This is a genomic window from Bartonella sp. AP3QHHD (assembly GCF_042195765.1).
In the GTDB taxonomy this organism is placed as follows: Bacteria; Pseudomonadota; Alphaproteobacteria; order Rhizobiales; family Rhizobiaceae; genus Bartonella.
Window position 1 is genome coordinate 31125 of sequence record NZ_JBHIPC010000015.1, and the last position, 19746, is coordinate 50870.

Consider the following 19746-nt stretch of genomic DNA (forward strand, 5'->3'; position numbering starts at 1 on the left):
CAAATCCAATACAGTGAGCAAAATTTTATGACATTACGTTATCGTTCAGAAAAATCGACAAAGTCTTCCCCTAAGAAATCTTCATTCTCTTCGCTTGCAATTTTTTTTCCTTATCTTTTGCGCTATCGTTGGTTGTTTATCTTTGCTTTTCTAGCATTATCTGTTGCTGCTCTTGTCACATTAGCTTTGCCTGTGGCTATCCGCCAAATGTTTGATCATGGGTTTTCTACTTCAAGCCATGGACATATTAATTTTTACTTTGGAATTTTGTTTATCTTAGCCTTGTTTCTCGCATTTGCTTCAGCAGCCCGTTATTACTGTGTTATCACCTTAGGAGAACGGATTGTTGCCGATTTACGGCGTGATGTGTTTGTCCATATTATGAAACTTTCTCCTGCTTTTTTTGATCGATCACATTCAGGAGAGATTGTTTCAAGGCTTCTAACAGATACCACACAAATAAAATTAGCTGTGGGCTCTACCGCCTCTACCGCCTTGCGTCAGCTGATTATCGTGATCGGAGCCGTCGTAATGATGGTGATCACCAATGCTAAATTGTCTTTGTTGGTTTTAGCTGCTATTCCTGTTGTGGCCATTCCCTTGGTAGTCTTTGGACGTAAAGTTCGCTCTCGTACGCGTGCGGCGCAAGATCGTCTCGCAGATGCCAATGCTGTTGCTACAGAACAGGTCAGTGCTATTCGCACTGTGCAAGCTTTTACTGCAGAAAAACTCGTTACAATACGTTTTTCACAATTGATAGAACGTGCTTTTCAAACAGCACGTGCTTCTGTGATCCTGCGCTCCTTTTTTACGGGGTTTGCAATTTTTTTGGTTTTTAGCAGTGTGGTTGCTGTTTTATGGATTGGATCGCGTGATGTTTTGAATGGAACAATGACAGGGGGAACCTTAGGGCAATTTGTCCTTTATGCGGTTTTTGGAGCTTCTACTTTTGCGCAATTATCGGAACTGGGAGCAGAATTAATCCAAGCAGCAGGCGCTGCTGAACGGCTTGCCGAATTGTTACAAGAACAACCTACTATTGTAGCTCCTAAAAATGCTTTATCATTAGAGCAACCTGTTCGAGGTGAACTTGTTTTTGATCAGGTTGATTTTACCTATCCTTCTAGACCACAAGAGAAAGTTTTACGCTCACTTTCCTTTTCTGTAAAAGCAGGCGAAACGGTTGCTTTTGTTGGAGCTTCCGGAGCAGGAAAAAGCAGCATTTTTTCTTTGATCCTTCGTTTTTATGATCCAATAAGTGGAACAATTCGGTTGGATGGCATGGAAATTAATCGCCTTTCTTTACAAGATTTACGCAGTGCAATTTCCTATGTTCCACAAGATGTCGCCATTTTTGATGGAACATTGCGTGATAATATTATTTTTGGAACTGAAAATACCCATGAAGAGGAAATCCTTGTTGCCGCTAAAGCGGCTAATGCACTTGAATTTATTCAAGCTTTACCAGATGGCTTGAATACGCAAGTAGGAGAACGCGGTACCATGCTTTCTGGGGGACAAAAACAACGCATTGGTATTGCGCGGGCAATTTTAAGAAATGCACCCCTCTTGCTGCTTGATGAAGCAACATCGGCTTTGGATGCAAACAGTGAAAAGTTGGTGCAAGACGCTTTAGAAGGATTGATGCAAAATCGTACAACCTTGGTCATTGCACATCGTTTAGCAACAATTTTAAAAGCAGATCGTATTCTTGTGATGGATAAAGGCGCCCTTGTTGAAGAAGGAACGCATGCTGAACTTGTGGCAAAAAATGGCGTTTACGCTTACCTCGCAAAACTCCAATTTTCACCTGAGTAAGTGATCATGATACAAGAGCCGTATCTTTAAAGGCATAAACAGCACTTTTTTCAGACAGGCTTATCAATTTAAATCTCTCATGGAAAAAAGAAAGGCAAGCATTGAGATGTTTTTCTTTTTTCTGCGCAAGATAGAGCATTTTTATAAAGACACTTCTGTGTACAGAATGTAAAATGATACCAAGTTAATCTCTATGGACTATTAAGATGAGCAAGGAGTTCTCTTCATAACAGCGCCATAACGGTGATTTATAAGGATAATTCATTGTTTTTCATGAAAGATCATAAATACCATAGGATTTTCTCATGTCAAACCCTCATAGTAAGTCAAACAAAATCTCTTGCTTGCTCATCACAAGCAGAGTTGGCGTGTGAAGTGAAACGGTACAAGAAAGGAATAAAATACCTCTCTTGCCCCTTACGTTCTAAGGGCTGTCAAAACATTGGGGCGCTGACAAAAGAGTATACGCTGGCAAAAAGTATAATAGGTGCTCGCTTGCTTGAGACCCTTATGCGGCTCACACTTGATAGGGTTCTAGGGACACAAGCTCTATCCTAAAGACTGACCACACTCTTTAAAAAAACTGAATATTAAAAATTTGCCCTCTCTCACCGCTCTAAACAATAGTGTTTACCGAAAATCATGACAAATTGTAATTCACAAATACACTTCTCTATTGCAAGAGTATCCTTTTATTCTCTTTCAAAAACACGAACACTTTTTGAATATTGTTTACAGATCCGTCTTATTGAAAAAGAGCAAAGATTTTTTTAGCACTTTTGGGCTTCTTATAACTTTTGTGTGAGAGCACATGAGAAACAGCGTTTATAATAAACTGGCTTTTGGCAAAATCGTAAAATTTTATCAAATTTATTGTTTGTAAATATCACCACGACCACTGTTCTGCTCTTGCAGACACGCAACCTCAAAACGACGTTCTCTTTACTCACAAATCGTCTCTCCAGCTCTCTCTTTCAGTCATAGCCCATAAAAATAAGGATAGAGTACTTCGATTAAACACCATCTTCTCACCCCCTCCAAGCCCCATATATTTTACAGCTCTCAATTTTATAGCACCCCCTGTCGTGCTTTAAGAAGGCATTTTAACGATGATAAGAACATGTACAAAGAGGATATATCTTTAGGGTCTTTATGTTTTAAAGCTTGCACTAAATCATAATTTTTTTGTATAGCGAGCTAAGCGTATGCAGAACTGACACCCTAACCATTTCAAACCATTCAGCTGTTTCAGGAACAGATAAGCCAAGTTTTACGATTATATCTTCAACCACGAATTCACCGAAGTACGGAGGATTTTCATCATTTTTTAGCGCTCCCTCTTCAGTGATCCTCTAGATAATTAACTCATTCAGCATCTATACCAGAAAAGCGAAATATTACATGCTAATTTTCCTTTACATTCATTAGCCAAGCCCCCTCAAAATAACCTTTTAGTGAATAGAGCTAAAAGGATAAGTCTTCAAAACCATTTGGTGATATAGCTATATCAAGAGCACCTAAAATACGACTTAGTTGCTCAATATAGGCGATTTTCCCCTTTTTATCGTATCAGTCTTGTAGAAGACTTTAAGTCTTTTATGCTTAAATCAAAAAATTATAATTGGATTATATTGCATAAAGATGCTTTTTCTCATTTTTCCATTTAACACACGATAAGTTACCATTTAGGCATGATGAGAAGCTTTCCCCTTATATCATACATGTTAAAAACAAAATAAGCCGTTTGGGTATCTTAAGGTCAAGGATGCAGTTAGGCGCAACTTGTAAAGGGTTGCCTTGAGGCTTAAGGACCCAAGGCTTGTTAGTCCCTTCATTAAAAGCGGGTCTGATGTCATTATTTTGGAGAGCGATTATTAAGAATTTGAGAGGCAGACAGCCTCTCATTTTGATTTGTATGCAAACAAAGTGCACTCTATTTATTCAGGAAGAATAAGAATATACCCAGGAGGTGCTAAACGGAATAAGAGAGCGTCGTAACCCCACGCAGCAGACAGGAAGCAAATAGAAGAAACGCCTTCAAGAATTGTTAAGAATAATGCGTACGATATAGCGGCTTCATCTGCTGCTTCGCGGCGTTCTATAAGATATCCGAAAAAAAATAAAAAGCACCCTATTCCACTCACCGACCCAAAGACTTTTAATGCGGTATGAACCGGCCCACGTATGTTGAGCAAGATAATAAAAATTATGAAAGTAAATACTGTAAAGATCCCTTCGAATACCCCACGCACCATATTGCACAATTTTCGCATCATAATTGCAGAAAAGCTCTGTTCTGCGTATCGATTTTTTCTTTTGATGCTTGTATTCTTAGAAGATATACCGTCCACAACTCCCCCCGTTTTAAGCCAAGATGCTATGAAGTTAGTTACTTTCAATTATATCATCAAAAAATACAAGAAAAATTTATCCATTTTAACGAAAAATAGGTGTTTTATTGAGGTGCAAATCTATTTTCTTTCGCAAGAGTTATTCAATTCGTTCGCCAATAGAAAACTACCCCCATTGAAGAGGAAGCTATCCTGACGCAGAAAAGCTTCATAAGCTGTATTCCAATCCGCTCAGAAATCGCAACTTTCTAATCTACCCGCTTAATCCACCTTTGAAACTGCAATCAAATAAATTCTGCTGATGACAAGTAATGATAACATGAAAAAGAGAAAATATCACAATATCAAACTCTTCAATACAGTATGAGCTTTATGATTTTCACTCAAGAAGTAAGTGCCCACCCATGAACGACACCATACTAAAGTGCTGTGCATTCACAAATTTCCTAGCATTATCTCCCCTTCTCGAAATTGCACCTCTCCCGCAATCTTATCTCTCGATAGCACCCATTAAAGACTTTTAAAAGGTCCAAGGAAAAAACTCTCTGAGAAAGCTTTCAAGCCTAAAATGCCCCCGCCATTCTTATCATGATGAGGGCGCAAAAAATCACGCAGAAACATGAAAAATCTCTCCGCATTTAAAAACAGAGCTTGTCCTTCAAGCGCACGCTTTTTCTTGTTCTTTTGTCCATTGTCCCAAAGCCGCAAGATGGTTCATCCGAGCGCGATGACGAAATGCCTTCTGTGCAACAGCAATATTTTCATCTTTTCCTGCCCATGCTTTTAAGGCAGCTGCTTGCAATGCTCGTCCATAGGAAAAGGTCAATTTCCAAGGCAATACGCCCAAAGAATTCATGGCAGATAAATGCGCCGTTGCTTCCTGATCAGACTGCCCTCCAGAAAGAAAAGCAATTCCGGGAACAGCGGCAGGAACAGTCTGTTTAAGCACTTGGATGGTCTTTTCAGCAACTTCTTCAACAGAAGCCTTGCGAGCATCCTTTCCATCAATCACCATATTGGGCTTTAAAATCATCCCCTCCAAAAGAACACGAGCTTCAAACAATTCTTTAAAGACAGCCTGCAAAACAGTGCGTGTCACCTCAAAGCAGCGTGTAATTGAATGCCCACACGATGGTCCATCCATCAACACTTCCGGCTCAACAATGGGCACAATATTGAACTCCTGACATAAGGCAGCATAGCGTGCAAGAGCTTGTGCATTTTGTCTTATGGCGCCTCTTGTTGGCAAAGTGTGTTCATCAATAGCAATTACCGCACGCCATTTAGCAAAACGTGCTCCCAAAGCATAATAGTCTTTTAGCCGCTCACGAAGACCATCCAACCCTTCGGTAATTGTCTCTTGGGGAAAAGCAGCCAAGGGTTTTGCACCGGTATCAACTTTAATCCCTGGCAAAGCGCCTGAATCCCGAATAAGATCCGTCAACATTTTCCCAGTAGATGCTTTTTGCCGAATGGTTTCATCAAATAAAATAACCCCAGAGATGGCGTTTTCCATCGCTTCTTTTGTACTAAAAAGCATTTCACGATAAGCACGGCGCTTATCTTCATTGGATTCAACACCAATGCTTTCAAAACGCTTTCCAATGGTCGCCGTACTTTCATCTGCCGCCAAAATACCTTTACCCGCATGCACCAAAGCAAGTGCAATATCTTCAAGCCGTTCATTCATAAAAAATTCCTCTTTATTTTGTCTTAATTTCTAAAAATGCGCAACACTATCAAAACACTCTACACGACCGTATAGTTTTTCTTTAACCTTCCCCTTCAAAGAAGCCCTTTAAGCCTGCATAAGGGCAAGAATACCAGGAAGGGTCTTTCCTTCCATCCATTCCAAAAAAGCTCCTCCAGCAGTCGAAAGATAAGTAAAATCATTGGCAACACCGGCATGATTAAGGGCAAAAACCGTATCGCCCCCTCCCGCAATTGAAACCAACTTTCCCGTCAAACTACGTTCTGCTGCATGGCGTGCAACGGCAATGGTTCCCTTATCAAAGGGAGACATCTCAAAAACACCAAGGGGTCCATTCCACACAAGAGTAGCAGCTTCATCTATCGCAGCATTGATATGCGCAATAGAGCGCGTCCCAATATCCAATATCATGCCATCTTGTGGAATATCTTCAATGTCATAAAGACGATGCGGTGCATCTTTTTCAAAGCGAAATCCAACGACAGCATCCTGAGGAAGCAGAAGGGTACAGTGACACTCTTGCGCTTTTTTAATGATTTTTTTTATCGTTTCCATCAATGCATGTTCACACAGTGACTTACCAACAGACACACCTTGCGCTGCTAAAAAACTGTTAGCCATGCCCCCACCAATCACGAGATGATCAACCTTTTCCACCAAATGATTGAGCACAAAAAGCTTGCTGGAAACTTTCGCTCCTCCCACAATGGCAACCACAGGGTGTGTTGGATTGCCAAGTCCTTTTTCTAACGCCTGCATCTCACCTTGCAAAGAGCGCCCTGCATAAGAAGGCAACAAATGCGTTATTCCCTCCACCGAAGCATGGGCACGATGAGAAACTGAAAAAGCATCATTAACATAGAGATCTCCATTATGAGCCAAAGCTTCTGCAAAAGAACAATCATTCTTTTCTTCACCAGCATAAAAACGAACATTTTCAAGCAGTAAAACACCACCATTTTGTAATGACTCAACTGCAACCTGCACCGTCGAACCGATACAGTCAGGAGCAAAAGCAACCGGCTGATTAATGATCTTTTCCAGCACTTGCACAACAGGACGGAGTGAAAACTCTGGCTCTACCTTTCCTTTGGGGCGACCACAATGAGAAAGCAGAATAAGTTTAGCACCACACTTTTGCAGCTCAACGAGTGTCTCTTTATGCCGCTCTAAGCGTGTCGTATCACAGACCTTACCCTGCGCCATTGGCACATTAAAATCCACCCGCACAAGAACACGTTTTCCAGTGACATCAACATCATCAAGTGTACGAAACCCCATCACTGCTTCCTCTTCACTTTCCATTGTTTCAAATAAAAACGCATCCAACAACCCTGCCCACTTTTCTTTCCACTTATCCCCTCTTTGCTTTTACAAGAGACCCACGACAGCCCATCTCTCACCCTCTGTTTGAAAAGCCAAAGCTTTCATCATCAAATGTACAAAAGCCACTCATTGCTCTTAATCTTCATATCCCATTGTGGCAAACAAATGCATTGGCTCAACTTGATCTCTATTAAAGCTTCCTTTTACTTCTAAGCAAAAGAATTTACATCTCCTGTTTCCTAACGTTTTCTCAAAAGGTGTCTCGTTCATATCTTACTTTTTCAAAGTTTACTCTTTCATGCAGGTTTTAAAAGCACGTATTGACCCAGTATTAAAACAAAACACATCATCAATATTTCAATAGCCTCTTCTCTCTAGCGCATGAGAACAACAGCCTCTATCTGTTTTTCTCAAAATTGCACAAAAATGAGACTTTTCCCTATAAAAATGAGGACCCTGAGGTCCTCTTATATTGTCTTAGCAAAAGCCACTGCCGTATCACTCATACGGTTAGAAAAGCCCCATTCATTATCATACCAAACCAAAACGCGACAGAGCTTACCATCAATCACTTTTGTTTGATCATTGTGGAAAATAGCTGAATGAGGATTATGATTAAAATCACAACTCACAAGTTTCTCTTCTGTATAATCCAAAATGCCCTTCAAAGGACCTTGTGCAGCAATAGCAATAGCTGTATTAATTTCTTCGATTGTTGTGGAACGCTTAGCGATAAATGTCAAATCAACCACAGAAACATTAGGGGTCGGAACACGAATCGATACACCATCAAGCAATCCCTTTAATTCTGGCAAGACCAATCCCACAGCTTTTGCCGCTCCTGTTGAGGTAGGAATCATAGAAAGAGCTGCCGCACGTGCACGATAAAGGTCCCGATGCATTGTATCCAACACAGGTTGATCACCCGTATAAGAATGGATTGTTGTCATGAAGCCCTTTTCAATGCCCACCGTGTTATGTAAAACTTGTGCAACAGGCGCCAAACAATTGGTTGTACAAGAAGCATTTGAAACAACGCGATGCTCGCTGCTTAAAGATTGATGATTAACCCCATAGACGACCGTAAGATCTGCTCCTTCAGAAGGCGCAGAAATAAGAACACGCTTTGCCCCCGCATCTAAATGAGCACTTGCTTTATCACGCGCAGTAAAAATACCCGTACATTCCAAAGCAATATCGATATCCAAATCTTTCCAAGGCAATTGAGCAGGATCACGCTCTGCGCATACCTTTATTAAACCACCTCCCACATCAATAGCATCCCCTATCACCTTAACGATATCAGGAAAACGCCCATGAACTGAATCATAGCGTAATAAATGGGCATTTGTTTCCACCGATCCCAAATCATTAATTGCAACCACTTCAATATCTTGTCGTCCACTTTCCACAAGTGCACGTAAAATATTGCGACCAATACGACCAAACCCATTAATTGCAACACGAACTGTCATTTCACATGTTTCCTCATAAATTTTTTAAGCACAACATTTAAAACACAATAAATGGGTATTTTACCAATCCCAAATCATTAATTCCCACATTGTCAATATCTTGATCACTCACTTATCCACAATAATGCACAAAATATGATGCCCTAAAACCACCCCATTCATGACAACACAAGCTGTCACTTTGTCTTTTCTTCTTTGATCTTTTCCAGCTCTTTTTCAACGGTGGCAACGACATTTTCCCAAGTAATACCAAAATGCGCATAAAGGGCATCAATTGTTCCACTTGCCCCAAAGCCCTTCATACCAATAAACACACCATCACAGCCAATAAAACGGTCCCATCCTTGGGCGACGGCAGCTTCAATGGCAACTTTAATCGGTGCATCTCCAATGAGAGCACGCTGATAGGAGAGAGATTGTTGAGAAAAAAGTTCAAAACAAGGCACAGAAACCACACGCGTTGGGATGCCTTTTTCTTCTAACACCGCATGTGCCTCCACTGCAATTTGCAATTCTGAACCAGAAGAAAACAGCGTCACTTGTGCATCATCGCTAGCTGTTAGGAATTCATAAGCACCAAGCATACAGAGATTTTCTTCTTCATACTCCTGACGCAAAAGCGGTAGATTTTGTCGACTCAAAGCTAAGGTAGAAGGTGTCCCGCGTGCTTTCAAAGCCAATTGCCAACACTCGACTGTCTCCATAGCATCGGCAGGACGGAACACAAAATGATTAGGCATTGCACGCAGGCAAGCCAAATGCTCCACGGGTTGATGGGTCGGACCATCCTCACCAAGACCAATAGAATCATGAGTCATGACATAAATCACCCGCAACCCCATGAGAGAAGACAAACGCATAGCAGGACGCATATAGTCAGAAAAGCATAAAAAGGTTCCCCCATAAGGAATAAAGCCGCCATAAAGGGCAAGACCATTCATCACAGCTCCCATTACATGTTCGCGAATTCCATAATGCAGATAGCGCCCTGAAAAATCTTCAGCAGAGATACTTTTCATCTGGCTGCTTTTTGTATTATTAGATCCGGTTAAATCAGCCGAACCACCAATAGTTTCAGTAACGACTTCATTAATCACTTCAAGAGCCATTTCCGAAGCTTTACGCGTAGCAACAACAGGGCGCTCTTCAACGAGTTTTTGTTTATAAGTATCAATAGCACCATCAAATCCGCCCACGAGATCGCCCCGCATCAATCTTTCGAACTCCACACGCTCTGAAACAGGAAGATCAGCAAATTTTTCTTCCCATTTTTGGCGTTTTTTAGCAGCATTGAGACTAGCCAAGCGCCAATTATCAAGAATATCGGCTGGAATAACGAAAGGCTCAGCATCCCACCCTAACGCGATACGGGTTTCAGTGATTTCTCGTGCGCCCAAAGGAGCTCCATGAACTTTATTGGTACCCGCTTTATTGGGTGCTCCAAAGCCAATTGTTGTTTTACAAGCGATCAAAGTTGGTTTATCGGAATTTTGTGCCGCCTCAATAGCCCGCGCAATTGCTGCTTGATCATGCCCATTGACTTTATGTGTCTCCCAACCAGATGCCTTAAAACGCGCAATCTGATCTGTACTGTCAGCAAGGGAAATCTCTCCATCGATAGAAATATTATTATCGTCCCACAACACAATAAGCTTATTGAGTTTCAAATGACCAGCAAGGGAAAGTGCTTCTTGAGATATCCCTTCCATAAGGCATCCATCACCCACCAACGCATAAGTGTAATGGTTGATAAGATCACCAAAACGGGCATTTTGCAAACGCTCTCCAAGAGCCATCCCCACGGCATTAGCCAACCCTTGTCCAAGAGGACCAGTCGTTGTTTCGATTCCTGCCACATGCCCATATTCTGGATGCCCGGCAAGCTTTGCTCCTAATTGGCGAAAATTTTTGAGATCTTCAATGCCAATATCTTCATAACCAGAAAGATACAAGAGAGCATAAAGCAACATAGACCCATGTCCTGCTGATAACACAAAACGATCACGGTTAGGCCAGCGAGGTTTTTTGGGGTCGTGAGCAAGAAATTTTGTGTAAAGAACCGTAGCAATATCGGCTGCTCCCATTGGCAAGCCCGGATGACCAGAATTTGCTTTTTCAATCGCATCAATAGCAAGAAAACGGATAGCATTGGCCATCTGATTCTGTTGGTGGGTGTTTGTCATGAATAATCGACCATTTCGTTAAATACGTTATTCTGTTGCTTTTTCCGTATTCTATTAAAATTCTCAAGAAATACTATTTTCTAACCATTAGCGTGAGACTTTTTGCCACCACTTCAATAATATTAATAACATTCCCCTCACGCGTTCTGTATATCCATGTCATTTATGCCAATACGCGCAAAAAATCCAGCTTTTAATTTATATCTATCCCCTGCTTTGCTTGCTAAAATATCCTACATACTTAAAAATAAAATGCACACAACACAAGAGTGAAAGTGATTCGTTTTTGCATAACACATTGATAAAGGATACAATTACCCAAAGGATAAAGGCAATGAACCAAGAGACTACAGTTCTACAAGATGCTTTAGAGCACCTAGAAAAGGCACTTAGAACTTTAGAGATTACCATAATAAACCGCAATGCCGTTATTAATAAAAATAACGAATGGGAAGAAGAAATCCAACGAATGAATGCTGACCGCAGCCATCTTGCCCAAGCGCTTGACAAAGCTGAAGCCCAAATTGAACGCTTAGAGTCCGTAAACAAAGAAGTTTCCAAACGTCTTATTAAAGCAATGGAAACAATTCGTGTTGTCATTGATAGATAAAGGTTTGAATGTATGGAAACTGTTTCCGTTACCATTGATGGTAAAGTTTATCGCATGGCTTGTGACAAAGGACAAGAACGTCGTCTTATTGCGCTTGCTGCTCAATTGGATCAATATATCACACATTTAAAGAACAATTTTGGTGAAATTGGCGACCATCGTTTATCGGTTATGGCTGGCATAATGATTATTGATGAAATGGAAGAAATAAAACGAGAAAATAAAAAATTACAAGAAGACTACAATACTCTTTTACGACTCCACAACGAAAGAGACCGCACCATGGGGAAAATTATGCGTGACACCACACAACGCATTGAAAATCTCACCAACCAATTGCTCAAAGATGATCAAAACTGCACAAACATTCAAGAACAAGAACAGGAAGATTTCTAAAAAGTACATCAGCGCGTAATAAACCAGAGACTTGACTTGTCCGCCACATCTCACAGGATAAAAATTCTTAACCCCACACCAGTCTGTAAACAGTCTGTTTTTTTATAGGAAGGATTCCAGCTACTCACGACTTATGAGATTAACTTAAACCTCAACAAGAAAGTCCTACCCTGAATATTTGACCTCCGCACAAACGCTTCCTATATCAAGGAGGCTGTCTTATATCACCACATTTCAAATAAGATGTCTTTTAACAGCGCAATAAGATAACAAAACCAACATCCTTGTAAAAAAATCATATAAATGACAACAGCAACAAACAAATAAAGCACCCTTCGAAAAAAAGAGCTATATTCATGTTCCCTATGAATGCATGCCAAAAAATTCTTTCCCCTAGATAATATCAAGCATATTCAATATATATTAAAAAATAACCTTATCTATTATACCGTAAAACACCGCCACTTGATAATACAAGCACCATGGAGTCTTTGCACCTGAAATGTCCATCCGATGAAACCCACCGAAAAGAACCGTATCATTTATAAACCAGCGTGAATTAAGTATTTTCATCCTTTAGAGCAGGAAAAAAGTCAAACTCGAAGAGTATGTTAATCTCATACAAGCTCAAACATTATAAACAACAATAATAGCTCTTGAAAACATTCTCTACCGACATCTTTATCCTTATAACAAACAAACAATTCATCCATACCTCTCTCCCCACCCCTCAAAATCTCCAAGCTTAATAAAAGAAAGAGCAAATCGGCATCATCATTATAGTCAGCCCTCAATATTGCGATAGCCCCCTTGGCTCGTAAAACGATTCATAAGAGGCATTTTTGTACACTTTTTACCCACATGCCCCACCCGCTTGTGACGTGCAAACAAAGAGTTATGATTAACAAAACATAAATAAATTGAAGAGAATTTTACGGAATTCGGGGTTCTAATTCAAGTTTAATAACGATAAATTATCATTATAAATCAATATTTTGCAAATGCTTCGACAAAGCATATTTTAAAAACACATTCACCCATCACTTTTTCTCATAACATACCAGTACGATTTTTTAGGCACATAATTTTAACTTTATTCAATTCTGTTGGCAAAAGTTTAAAATGAGAACAATTTCAAGGCTCTTATCCAAAAAGAAAAAGAATAAATTCTCATTATCAATAAACATCTCGCTCGTATAAACATCAATAAAGCAATCCCCAATATGCCTCAATGAAATAAAAGGAGGAGCTCCCATTAAATGCCTACCGTAAAAGCAGCTTCCTCAGAACTAAAACAAAATCAACAGACAACATCACCGCATCTGCTCCCATCCCCAAACTGGACGACCTAACGCAATACCTTTCTATCTTACGATAGGAGATAAAAGAATAATGGGTCTATGGAGGCATTCACAAGAGGCGCACACCCGTTGTTTTTAAAGCCTGTTCAAAGGCGCATGAAAAAACACCATGCGTAAACGGCTCAAATCCCTTTCGTTCCATCTTGGGAGACAGAGGCAATACGCAAGAGATTTGTCGCACCGGGCGTTCCAAGGGGAACCCCAGCTGTCACAAGGAAGCGATCTCCCCCTTTGCAAAAACCTTCCTGAAATGCAATGGCTGCTGCACGATCAACCATATCCTCTAAACTCCGTGCATCTTGCGTGACCACACAATGAAGCCCCCAAACTAAAGCCAAACGCCGTGCTGTTTCCACAATGGGCGATAAAGCAATAATGGGTCTATTAGGGCGTTCACGAGAGGCACGCACCCCGGTGGTTCCTGAAGCCGTATAAGCAATAATAGCGGATAGCGCAAGTGTTTCAGCAATCTGACGTGCAGCAAGAGAAATCGCATCCGTTCCTGTTGATTCTGGTGCTGGATGTTGTGCTCCAACCTGAGCGGCATAAGTATGATCTTGTTCGATTTGTCGCGCGATTCGGTCCATCATAAGCACAGCTTCTTCAGGATAGCGACCAGAAGCAGATTCAGCAGACAACATCACCGCATCTGTTCCTGCATAAACTGCTGTAGCAACATCCGACACTTCTGCGCGTGTCGGAACAGGAGATGTAATCATTGATTCAAGCATCTGTGTTGCCACCACAACAGGCTTTCCTGCTAAACGACAAGCTTTTATGAGCTCCATCTGAAGTGCAGGGACCTTTTCCAAAGGCATTTCCACTCCAAGATCACCCCGTGCAATCATAATACCATCGGATACCTCAATAATTTTCTCTATATGCTCCAAGGCTTGAGGCTTTTCGATTTTAGCCATCAAAGACACCTTGCTTTTCGTCAACTGACGCACCGCCATAATATCTTCTGGACGTTGAATAAAAGAAAGAGCAACCCAATCAACAGGCTGCTGTAAAAGAGCCTGAAGATCCTCCTTATCTTTTGACGTCATTGAATCAAAAGGCAAAATTGTATCGGGAAAACTGACACCCTTTCGATCAGAAATACGGGTTCCAGCAACCACGCGACACTGTACAGAATGACCATCACAAACTTGCGCACGCAGTTCCACCCTTCCATCATCAATCAACAACCGGTCCCCTGGTTTAATCGCCGAAAATACATCCTCATGAGGGAAAAAAACACGCTGTGCATCACCAAGAACATCGCGATTATCTAATGTAAAGTTTTGTCCAACACGCAAATCTTCTTGACCCTTAGCAAAACGCCCCACACGCAGTTTTGGCCCCTGAAGATCCACCAAAATACCAATGGGGCGTCGAACTGTTTTTTCAACTTCTCGTATAGACTTGACCAAATCACCCATCATATCACGATCAGTATGGCTCATATTAAGACGAAAAACGTCTGCTCCTGCCCTAAAAAGCTTCTCAATCATCAAACGAGAAAAAGAAGAAGGACCAAGAGTCGCAATAATTTTCACTTTACGTGCACGTTTCACGGTGGAGAATTTCCTGAAAGAGAAGGTATAACTGAATTGTTTAACAAAGACTCATCCGTCAACTGGATCATCCAACTGGTTTGATTTCCGGTATCGATTTCTTTAAATTCAGCCTTTTGATATCCTCGAGGGAAACAATCATGAACGCCTTGAATGGTAAATTGGCTATCTTGCACACACATGGTTACAGAGCCTGCCCAGTTCCCCTTTTTTTGTGCCCCTTCCGCATAAAAATAATAAAACCGTGAAGCAAGAGGCCCCTCAATTAAGGTTTTACACTCCGTCACGGGTACCGTCCACCAACCTTCGCTCACCCATCCTGAAAATGTACGATATCCAAGAGCAACCCCTACAGACTGTTGGGTTGTATTACAAACCCTAAAGTCAGCTTTTGCAAAAACAACAAGGGGAAACAAGAGAAAAATGCTCAAGAAAAAAACCTTAAATCCTTTCTGAAGCACCCAATATCGTTTTTTTAAAATCACAAAACTTCCTCTATAATGTCAAATTCTCAAAACAAATTACACACTTCTTTTTCAAAAGCTTTTCAAGTCTAAAACGTATATTTTTATATTTTTCTTTTTATAGCCCTTTTATCAATGCATATATCTTAAAAATTTTACAAAATATTTAAAGTCAATTTGTAAAAAAGCTGTGTAGCTTGATTTACTTTATTGTTTTCAAGCTTTTTTAACATAAATTCGTCGTCGAAAAACAACTTAAAATATATAACTTGGAGAAAAATACAATGAACGATACAGTAACCGATCAAACACACGCTATATCCGTAAACCAATTACGCTCTTTTATCGAACGTATTGAACGACTAGAAGAAGAGAAAAAAACCATTTCTGATGATATTAAAGACGTTTACACTGAACTTAAAGGCTCTGGTTTTGATAGTAAAGCTGTTCGAAGCATTATACGGCTGCGTAAAAAAGAAGAGCATGAAAGAATGGAAGAAGAAGCAATCATTGAACTTTATAAAAATGCGCTTGGTATGAATTAAAACCATTGATAACATTGGAAATTTTTTTAAGAAAAGAAAATACAAAAAAATGGCAAAAAACAAATGAATGTATAAAAATTTCACCCAAACAATAAGCCGTTTGTGTAACTTGTAACGAGACTATCGATCACAGAATACACAATATTGCAACAGCCCTCACATTTAAAAGGATTTATACAGAGAATTTTTATTCTTGTTCTTCAATCATTTTTATCCACATAAACCCTCACTTGTATGCCAACCTATGCCAACCCAGTTTGTGATGTGCAAGAGAGGTGTTTTTATGATTAAACATCAATAAATTTGAAATGAGAAAGTCTTCCGATATTGAGGACTCTCTTCCTTCAAATTGAACAAAATGAATTATGATGATAAATCAATTCATTATCTACAAAAAGAAACATATGAAAGCGGTCAGCAGTTGAAATCCGCTAAATGAGAGTCTGAGCTGTTTACAAAAGAAGAGCTGGTTAAGGATCTTTATCTTTTAGGATAGGCAGAAATTCGGCATATTTACACATTTGATAAAAAGCCCCTTGATAGAACTTTTAATAAAACTTTATTCGAATCTATTAACCGACTCATACAGATCATTGATTCGAGAGGTTAGAATGTGATCTCTCCATTTTCCAGAAATCATCAAATAGTCTTTGGCATAGCCTTCTTTTTCAAAATGAAGGCGTTTTAATAAACGTTCGCTTTTTATGTTCTCAGGTCTATAATTTGCCATCACTCTATGCAGATGATAAACATGAAAGATATGCCGTATTAGAGCCGATAAACTCTCAAACATAAGACCTTTACCTTGTTGTTTTTCATCAAGAGAAAAACCAAGATGACAAGCTTGAAAAACACCCCGAACCACATTTGTAAAATTCACAACACCAATGACTGTGTTTTCATTTTTTAATCGTACGGCATATCGGTATGCTTGTCCTTGTGCACTTTCATAAGCAAATGCATTAGCTCGTGTTTCCCAAGCTGTTAGGCTGTGGTAACCATCAGATCTAACAGGTTCAAAAGGACGCAGATGATTCGCATTACGGAGGGAATAAGAAGACAGTTCAGCTGCATCTTCTAAACCGATCAATGTAGAAATTGTTCGCTTTGTTTTAATTGCTATCATTTTCTCCTCCTAGAAATGTTACAATAACACGTTGATTTATCCTAACAAATCATCATTTTTAAACTTAAATCATAACGTCGAATACAGTAAGCTTTCCTCATCACAACACTTCTCACGTTAGAATCAATGAAGATCATTTGCTTTTCCGTCATAAGCAAGGTTGGTGTATTTAGGATATAAGGTAAAGATAAGGGAATGTTTCTTATGAATGCTCTCAAGTTCCAAGGGGGCTGTAGCAACATTGGGGACTGGCAAAGTATGCAATGGAACTGGCGTACTTCCATATACGAAATTTTGAAAAAACTCACGGCAAAGGTAGTTTTGTTTCTTTGCCTTGTAAACGAAGAGCATGCTTGTTTTGCGCTATCATATCACTGCTCCCCCGTATAGAAATCCCAATGACCATCACCTTGAAATGCTATATGTTACAGTGCAATCTAAAAAGTCTCTGCCATAACTCGTCAACAGCACTGTTCCCGCTAAATCAGCCACAAACTCTTGTAACAAATCAAAGAAAAGCGATGATGCAATACAAATCTTTTAAAGTTTTTTAGATATTATCGTGAACACGCTTCCATTTCTTCGCGTAAAATTTCAAGTTCTAGCCATTCTTCTTGCTTTTGTGTGCAAGTATTTCTCTTTTTTTCCAACGCTGTTGATAAACGCTCAAAACGTTCTTTATCGCGGCAATAAAGGGTTGGATCAGAGAGCTCTTGCTCAATTTTTTTGATTTCGTCCTGTAAAACAGCAATTTCTTCAGGCAATTTTTCCAATGCATAAACCTGCTTATAAGACAATTTACTTCGTGTTTTTTTCTCTCGCCCTATCAAGCTATGATCTATTGATGTATCCTGTTTTGAAAGCTCTCCCGCATGAGATTTTGAAGGTGCTTTACGCTGCGATAATTCTGTTCTTTTGCGTTGTAAGCGAAGAGCATGCTGGTTTTGCGCCATCATATCACTATAGCCGCCCGCATACAAAACCCAATGACCATCACCTTGAGGTGCCAACATATGCGTTACAGTACGATCTAAAAAGTCTCTGTCATGGCTGACCAACAATACTGTCCCCGCAAAATCAGCAATAAATTCTTGCAACAAATCCAAAGTTTCCATATCCAAATCATTGGTCGGTTCATCAAGAATCAAAAAGTTTGCAGGACGAGAAAGAAGTCGTGCAAGCATGAGGCGTGCTCTTTCTCCCCCTGAAAATTCTTTAAGGGGAGTGCGAGCTTGTTCCGGTAAAAATAAAAAGTCTTTCATATAAGAAACGACATGCCGCTCCAGCCCATTGATCACAAGAGTATCACCTCTTCCTCCCGTTAAATAATGCGCTAAAGTTTCTTCTTCATTTAAAATACGTTGCTGATCAAGCAATGCCATAGAGAGGTTATAGCCATGCCTCACCGTTCCACCATCCACGGCTTCTTGCCCAATTAATACAGAAAGGAGCGTTGTCTTTCCGATACCATTGGGTCCTACCAACCCGATTCGATCACCACGCTGAATGCGCAAAGAGAAATCTTTCACGATAATGCGATCACCATAGGATTTTGAAATTTTCTTTGCTTCAAGCACCAATTGCCCAGACTCATGACTTTTCGCTGCTGTCAAAAGTGCATTTCCAGGCTGCCCTTTATAGGTTTGATGACGCTGTCTTAAGTTGTTTAATTCGCCTAAACGCCGTACGTTACGCTTACGCCGTGCACTTACGCCATAACGTAACCATTGCTCTTCACGAGCAATTTGGCGCCCCAATTTATGCTGCTCAATGGCTTCTTCTTGCAACGCCTTATCACGCCAACTTTCAAATTCTGAAAAACGCTTTTCCAGTCTTTTGGTTGTGCCACGATCAAGCCATACCGTTGACCGCGTAACATTTTCTAAAAATCGCCGATCATGGGAAATCACCACAATCGCTGAACGCAAAGAAGATAAAACAGCTTCCAGCCATTCAATGGTTGGTAAATCAAGATGATTGGTTGGTTCATCTAAGAACAAAATATCGGGTTTTGCAGCAATGGCCTGTAACAATGAAACACGCCGCTTTTCGCCTCCCGAAAGCGTTTCCAATTTTTCCGCCCCCGAAAACCCTAAATTTGTGCGAAGCGTATTGATCCACTGGACATCAGATATATCGTCCAGCCCCGCTTCCATATAAGCGTTAATATCTTCAAATCCTGAACAATCCGGATTTTGTGAAACATAACGGAGCGTCACTCGCGGGTGGCGAAAAATTTCGCCACCATGAGGCTCTAATATTCCCGCGGCAATTTTTAACAGAGTTGATTTTCCACAACCATTACGGCCGACCAGCGCAATACGCGCCCCTTGCTCAACCGATAAAGAAGCTTGATTGAGCAAAGGCGTTTTTCCAAAATTTAAGAAAATGCGGTCAAGCCGCAGAAGCGGCACCGCCATTAACGAACGCGGTGCGGACAAGGTGCTTTATACATCACCCCTCTTGCATCACGGTAAGCACACAATTGCCGTACAGGAACTCTCTGTCCACAAGGTGCTTGGTAAACATGCCCTCTACGACCGCGATACGTGCACAATTGTGATGCCTGTCTTTGTTGTTTTCTTTGATTTGCAGCTGCACCTGTTACTGTTCCAGCCAAAGCACCAAATGCTGCACCGGTAAGTGCTGCTCCAGGCGTACTTCCAGCAATAGCAGTTCCAGCCAAAGCACCGATTGCTGCTCCTCCTACGCCGTAACGTGCAACGCGTTCATCGTTTGTGGTACAAGCAACTGAACTGAAACCAATGGCTGAAACAACTGCCACTTTAAAAATTGATTTTAACATATCAAAACCTTTCCT

At 40.5% G+C, this 19746-nt stretch carries 14 protein-coding genes; 4 read left to right on the forward strand and 10 right to left on the reverse strand.

Annotation, left to right across the window (positions count from 1 at the left end; translation table 11 throughout):
* Positions 1-27 precede the first annotated feature (27 nt).
* Positions 28-1818, forward strand: a complete 1791-nt coding sequence (locus ACFIL7_RS00925; protein ID WP_375633440.1) for an ABC transporter transmembrane domain-containing protein — start codon at positions 28-30, stop codon at positions 1816-1818.
* Between the two features lie 1937 nt (positions 1819-3755).
* Here ACFIL7_RS00925 and ACFIL7_RS00930 read toward each other — a convergent pair.
* From ACFIL7_RS00930 to tkt, 5 genes are all read right to left on the reverse strand, one after another.
* Positions 3756-4094, reverse strand: coding sequence for a hypothetical protein (locus ACFIL7_RS00930; RefSeq protein ID WP_375636490.1), 339 nt, complete (start codon positions 4092-4094; stop codon positions 3756-3758).
* Positions 4095-4827: 733 nt separating this feature from the next.
* Positions 4828-5859 (reverse strand): class I fructose-bisphosphate aldolase, encoded by a 1032-nt coding sequence (locus tag ACFIL7_RS00935; protein ID WP_375634413.1) that lies wholly within the window; start codon positions 5857-5859, stop codon positions 4828-4830.
* 108 nt (positions 5860-5967) lie between these two features.
* Positions 5968-7161 carry a phosphoglycerate kinase gene (locus ACFIL7_RS00940; RefSeq protein WP_375633490.1) on the reverse strand — a complete coding sequence of 398 codons (1194 nt, stop codon included), beginning with the start codon at positions 7159-7161 and terminating at the stop codon, positions 5968-5970.
* A gap of 512 nt (positions 7162-7673) precedes the next feature.
* Positions 7674-8681: a type I glyceraldehyde-3-phosphate dehydrogenase gene (gene gap / locus ACFIL7_RS00945; RefSeq protein ID WP_375633443.1), complete on the reverse strand. Its 1008-nt coding sequence runs from the start codon at positions 8679-8681 to the stop codon at positions 7674-7676.
* Between the two features lie 176 nt (positions 8682-8857).
* Positions 8858-10864: a transketolase gene (gene tkt, locus ACFIL7_RS00950; RefSeq protein ID WP_375642902.1), complete on the reverse strand. Its 2007-nt coding sequence runs from the start codon at positions 10862-10864 to the stop codon at positions 8858-8860.
* Between the two features lie 334 nt (positions 10865-11198).
* On the opposite strand from tkt, the gene ACFIL7_RS00955 reads away from it, so the two are divergent.
* Both ACFIL7_RS00955 and ACFIL7_RS00960 read left to right on the forward strand, forming a co-directional pair.
* Positions 11199-11474, forward strand: a complete 276-nt coding sequence (locus ACFIL7_RS00955; RefSeq protein WP_375617852.1) for a DUF4164 domain-containing protein — start codon at positions 11199-11201, stop codon at positions 11472-11474.
* Between the two features lie 12 nt (positions 11475-11486).
* The gene (locus tag ACFIL7_RS00960) at positions 11487-11870 is read left to right on the forward strand and encodes a cell division protein ZapA (protein WP_375636496.1); all 384 of its coding nucleotides are present in this window, start codon (positions 11487-11489) and stop codon (positions 11868-11870) included.
* 1483 nt (positions 11871-13353) lie between these two features.
* Here ACFIL7_RS00960 and pyk read toward each other — a convergent pair.
* Together pyk and ACFIL7_RS00970 are read right to left on the reverse strand one after the other, a co-directional pair.
* The gene (gene pyk, locus ACFIL7_RS00965) at positions 13354-14790 is read right to left on the reverse strand and encodes a pyruvate kinase (RefSeq protein WP_375633445.1); all 1437 of its coding nucleotides are present in this window, start codon (positions 14788-14790) and stop codon (positions 13354-13356) included.
* The gene (locus ACFIL7_RS00970) at positions 14787-15275 is read right to left on the reverse strand and encodes a DUF1036 domain-containing protein (RefSeq protein ID WP_375683246.1); all 489 of its coding nucleotides are present in this window, start codon (positions 15273-15275) and stop codon (positions 14787-14789) included. Before ACFIL7_RS00970 ends, pyk begins: the two co-directional genes overlap by 4 nt.
* 263 nt (positions 15276-15538) lie before the next feature.
* Here ACFIL7_RS00970 and ACFIL7_RS00975 point away from each other — a divergent pair, with 263 nt between their 5' ends.
* Positions 15539-15799 (forward strand): DUF2312 domain-containing protein, encoded by a 261-nt coding sequence (locus tag ACFIL7_RS00975; RefSeq protein WP_005774567.1) that lies wholly within the window; start codon positions 15539-15541, stop codon positions 15797-15799.
* A gap of 559 nt (positions 15800-16358) precedes the next feature.
* Here ACFIL7_RS00975 and rimJ read toward each other — a convergent pair.
* From rimJ to ACFIL7_RS00990, 3 genes are all read right to left on the reverse strand, one after another.
* A complete protein-coding gene (gene rimJ / locus ACFIL7_RS00980) occupies positions 16359-16925 on the reverse strand; it encodes a ribosomal protein S5-alanine N-acetyltransferase (RefSeq protein WP_375633447.1) in 567 nt (188 codons plus the stop codon).
* Positions 16926-17482: 557 nt separating this feature from the next.
* Positions 17483-19345, reverse strand: coding sequence for an ABC-F family ATP-binding cassette domain-containing protein (locus ACFIL7_RS00985; RefSeq protein ID WP_375680767.1), 1863 nt, complete (start codon positions 19343-19345; stop codon positions 17483-17485).
* Positions 19345-19731, reverse strand: coding sequence for a hypothetical protein (locus tag ACFIL7_RS00990; RefSeq protein WP_375633448.1), 387 nt, complete (start codon positions 19729-19731; stop codon positions 19345-19347). The genes ACFIL7_RS00985 and ACFIL7_RS00990 overlap by 1 nt, the downstream gene beginning before the upstream one ends.
* Positions 19732-19746 lie beyond the last annotated feature (15 nt).

What these genes read in the sequence shown, in the direction of transcription:
- tkt (WP_375642902.1), bottom strand. Translation starts at nt 10,864, where the DNA reads ATGACAAACACCCACCAACAGAATCAGATGGCCAATGCTATCCGTTTT.
- ACFIL7_RS00985 (WP_375680767.1), bottom strand. Translation starts at nt 19,345, where the DNA reads ATGGCGGTGCCGCTTCTGCGGCTTGACCGCATTTTCTTAAATTTTGGA.
- ACFIL7_RS00960 (WP_375636496.1), top strand. Translation starts at nt 11,487, where the DNA reads ATGGAAACTGTTTCCGTTACCATTGATGGTAAAGTTTATCGCATGGCT.
- ACFIL7_RS00975 (WP_005774567.1), top strand. Translation starts at nt 15,539, where the DNA reads ATGAACGATACAGTAACCGATCAAACACACGCTATATCCGTAAACCAA.
- ACFIL7_RS00935 (WP_375634413.1), bottom strand. Translation starts at nt 5,859, where the DNA reads ATGAATGAACGGCTTGAAGATATTGCACTTGCTTTGGTGCATGCGGGT.
- gap (WP_375633443.1), bottom strand. Translation starts at nt 8,681, where the DNA reads ATGACAGTTCGTGTTGCAATTAATGGGTTTGGTCGTATTGGTCGCAAT.
- ACFIL7_RS00955 (WP_375617852.1), top strand. Translation starts at nt 11,199, where the DNA reads ATGAACCAAGAGACTACAGTTCTACAAGATGCTTTAGAGCACCTAGAA.
- ACFIL7_RS00990 (WP_375633448.1), bottom strand. Translation starts at nt 19,731, where the DNA reads ATGTTAAAATCAATTTTTAAAGTGGCAGTTGTTTCAGCCATTGGTTTC.
- ACFIL7_RS00925 (WP_375633440.1), top strand. Translation starts at nt 28, where the DNA reads ATGACATTACGTTATCGTTCAGAAAAATCGACAAAGTCTTCCCCTAAG.
- ACFIL7_RS00930 (WP_375636490.1), bottom strand. Translation starts at nt 4,094, where the DNA reads ATGATGCGAAAATTGTGCAATATGGTGCGTGGGGTATTCGAAGGGATC.
- ACFIL7_RS00940 (WP_375633490.1), bottom strand. Translation starts at nt 7,161, where the DNA reads ATGGGGTTTCGTACACTTGATGATGTTGATGTCACTGGAAAACGTGTT.
- rimJ (WP_375633447.1), bottom strand. Translation starts at nt 16,925, where the DNA reads ATGATAGCAATTAAAACAAAGCGAACAATTTCTACATTGATCGGTTTA.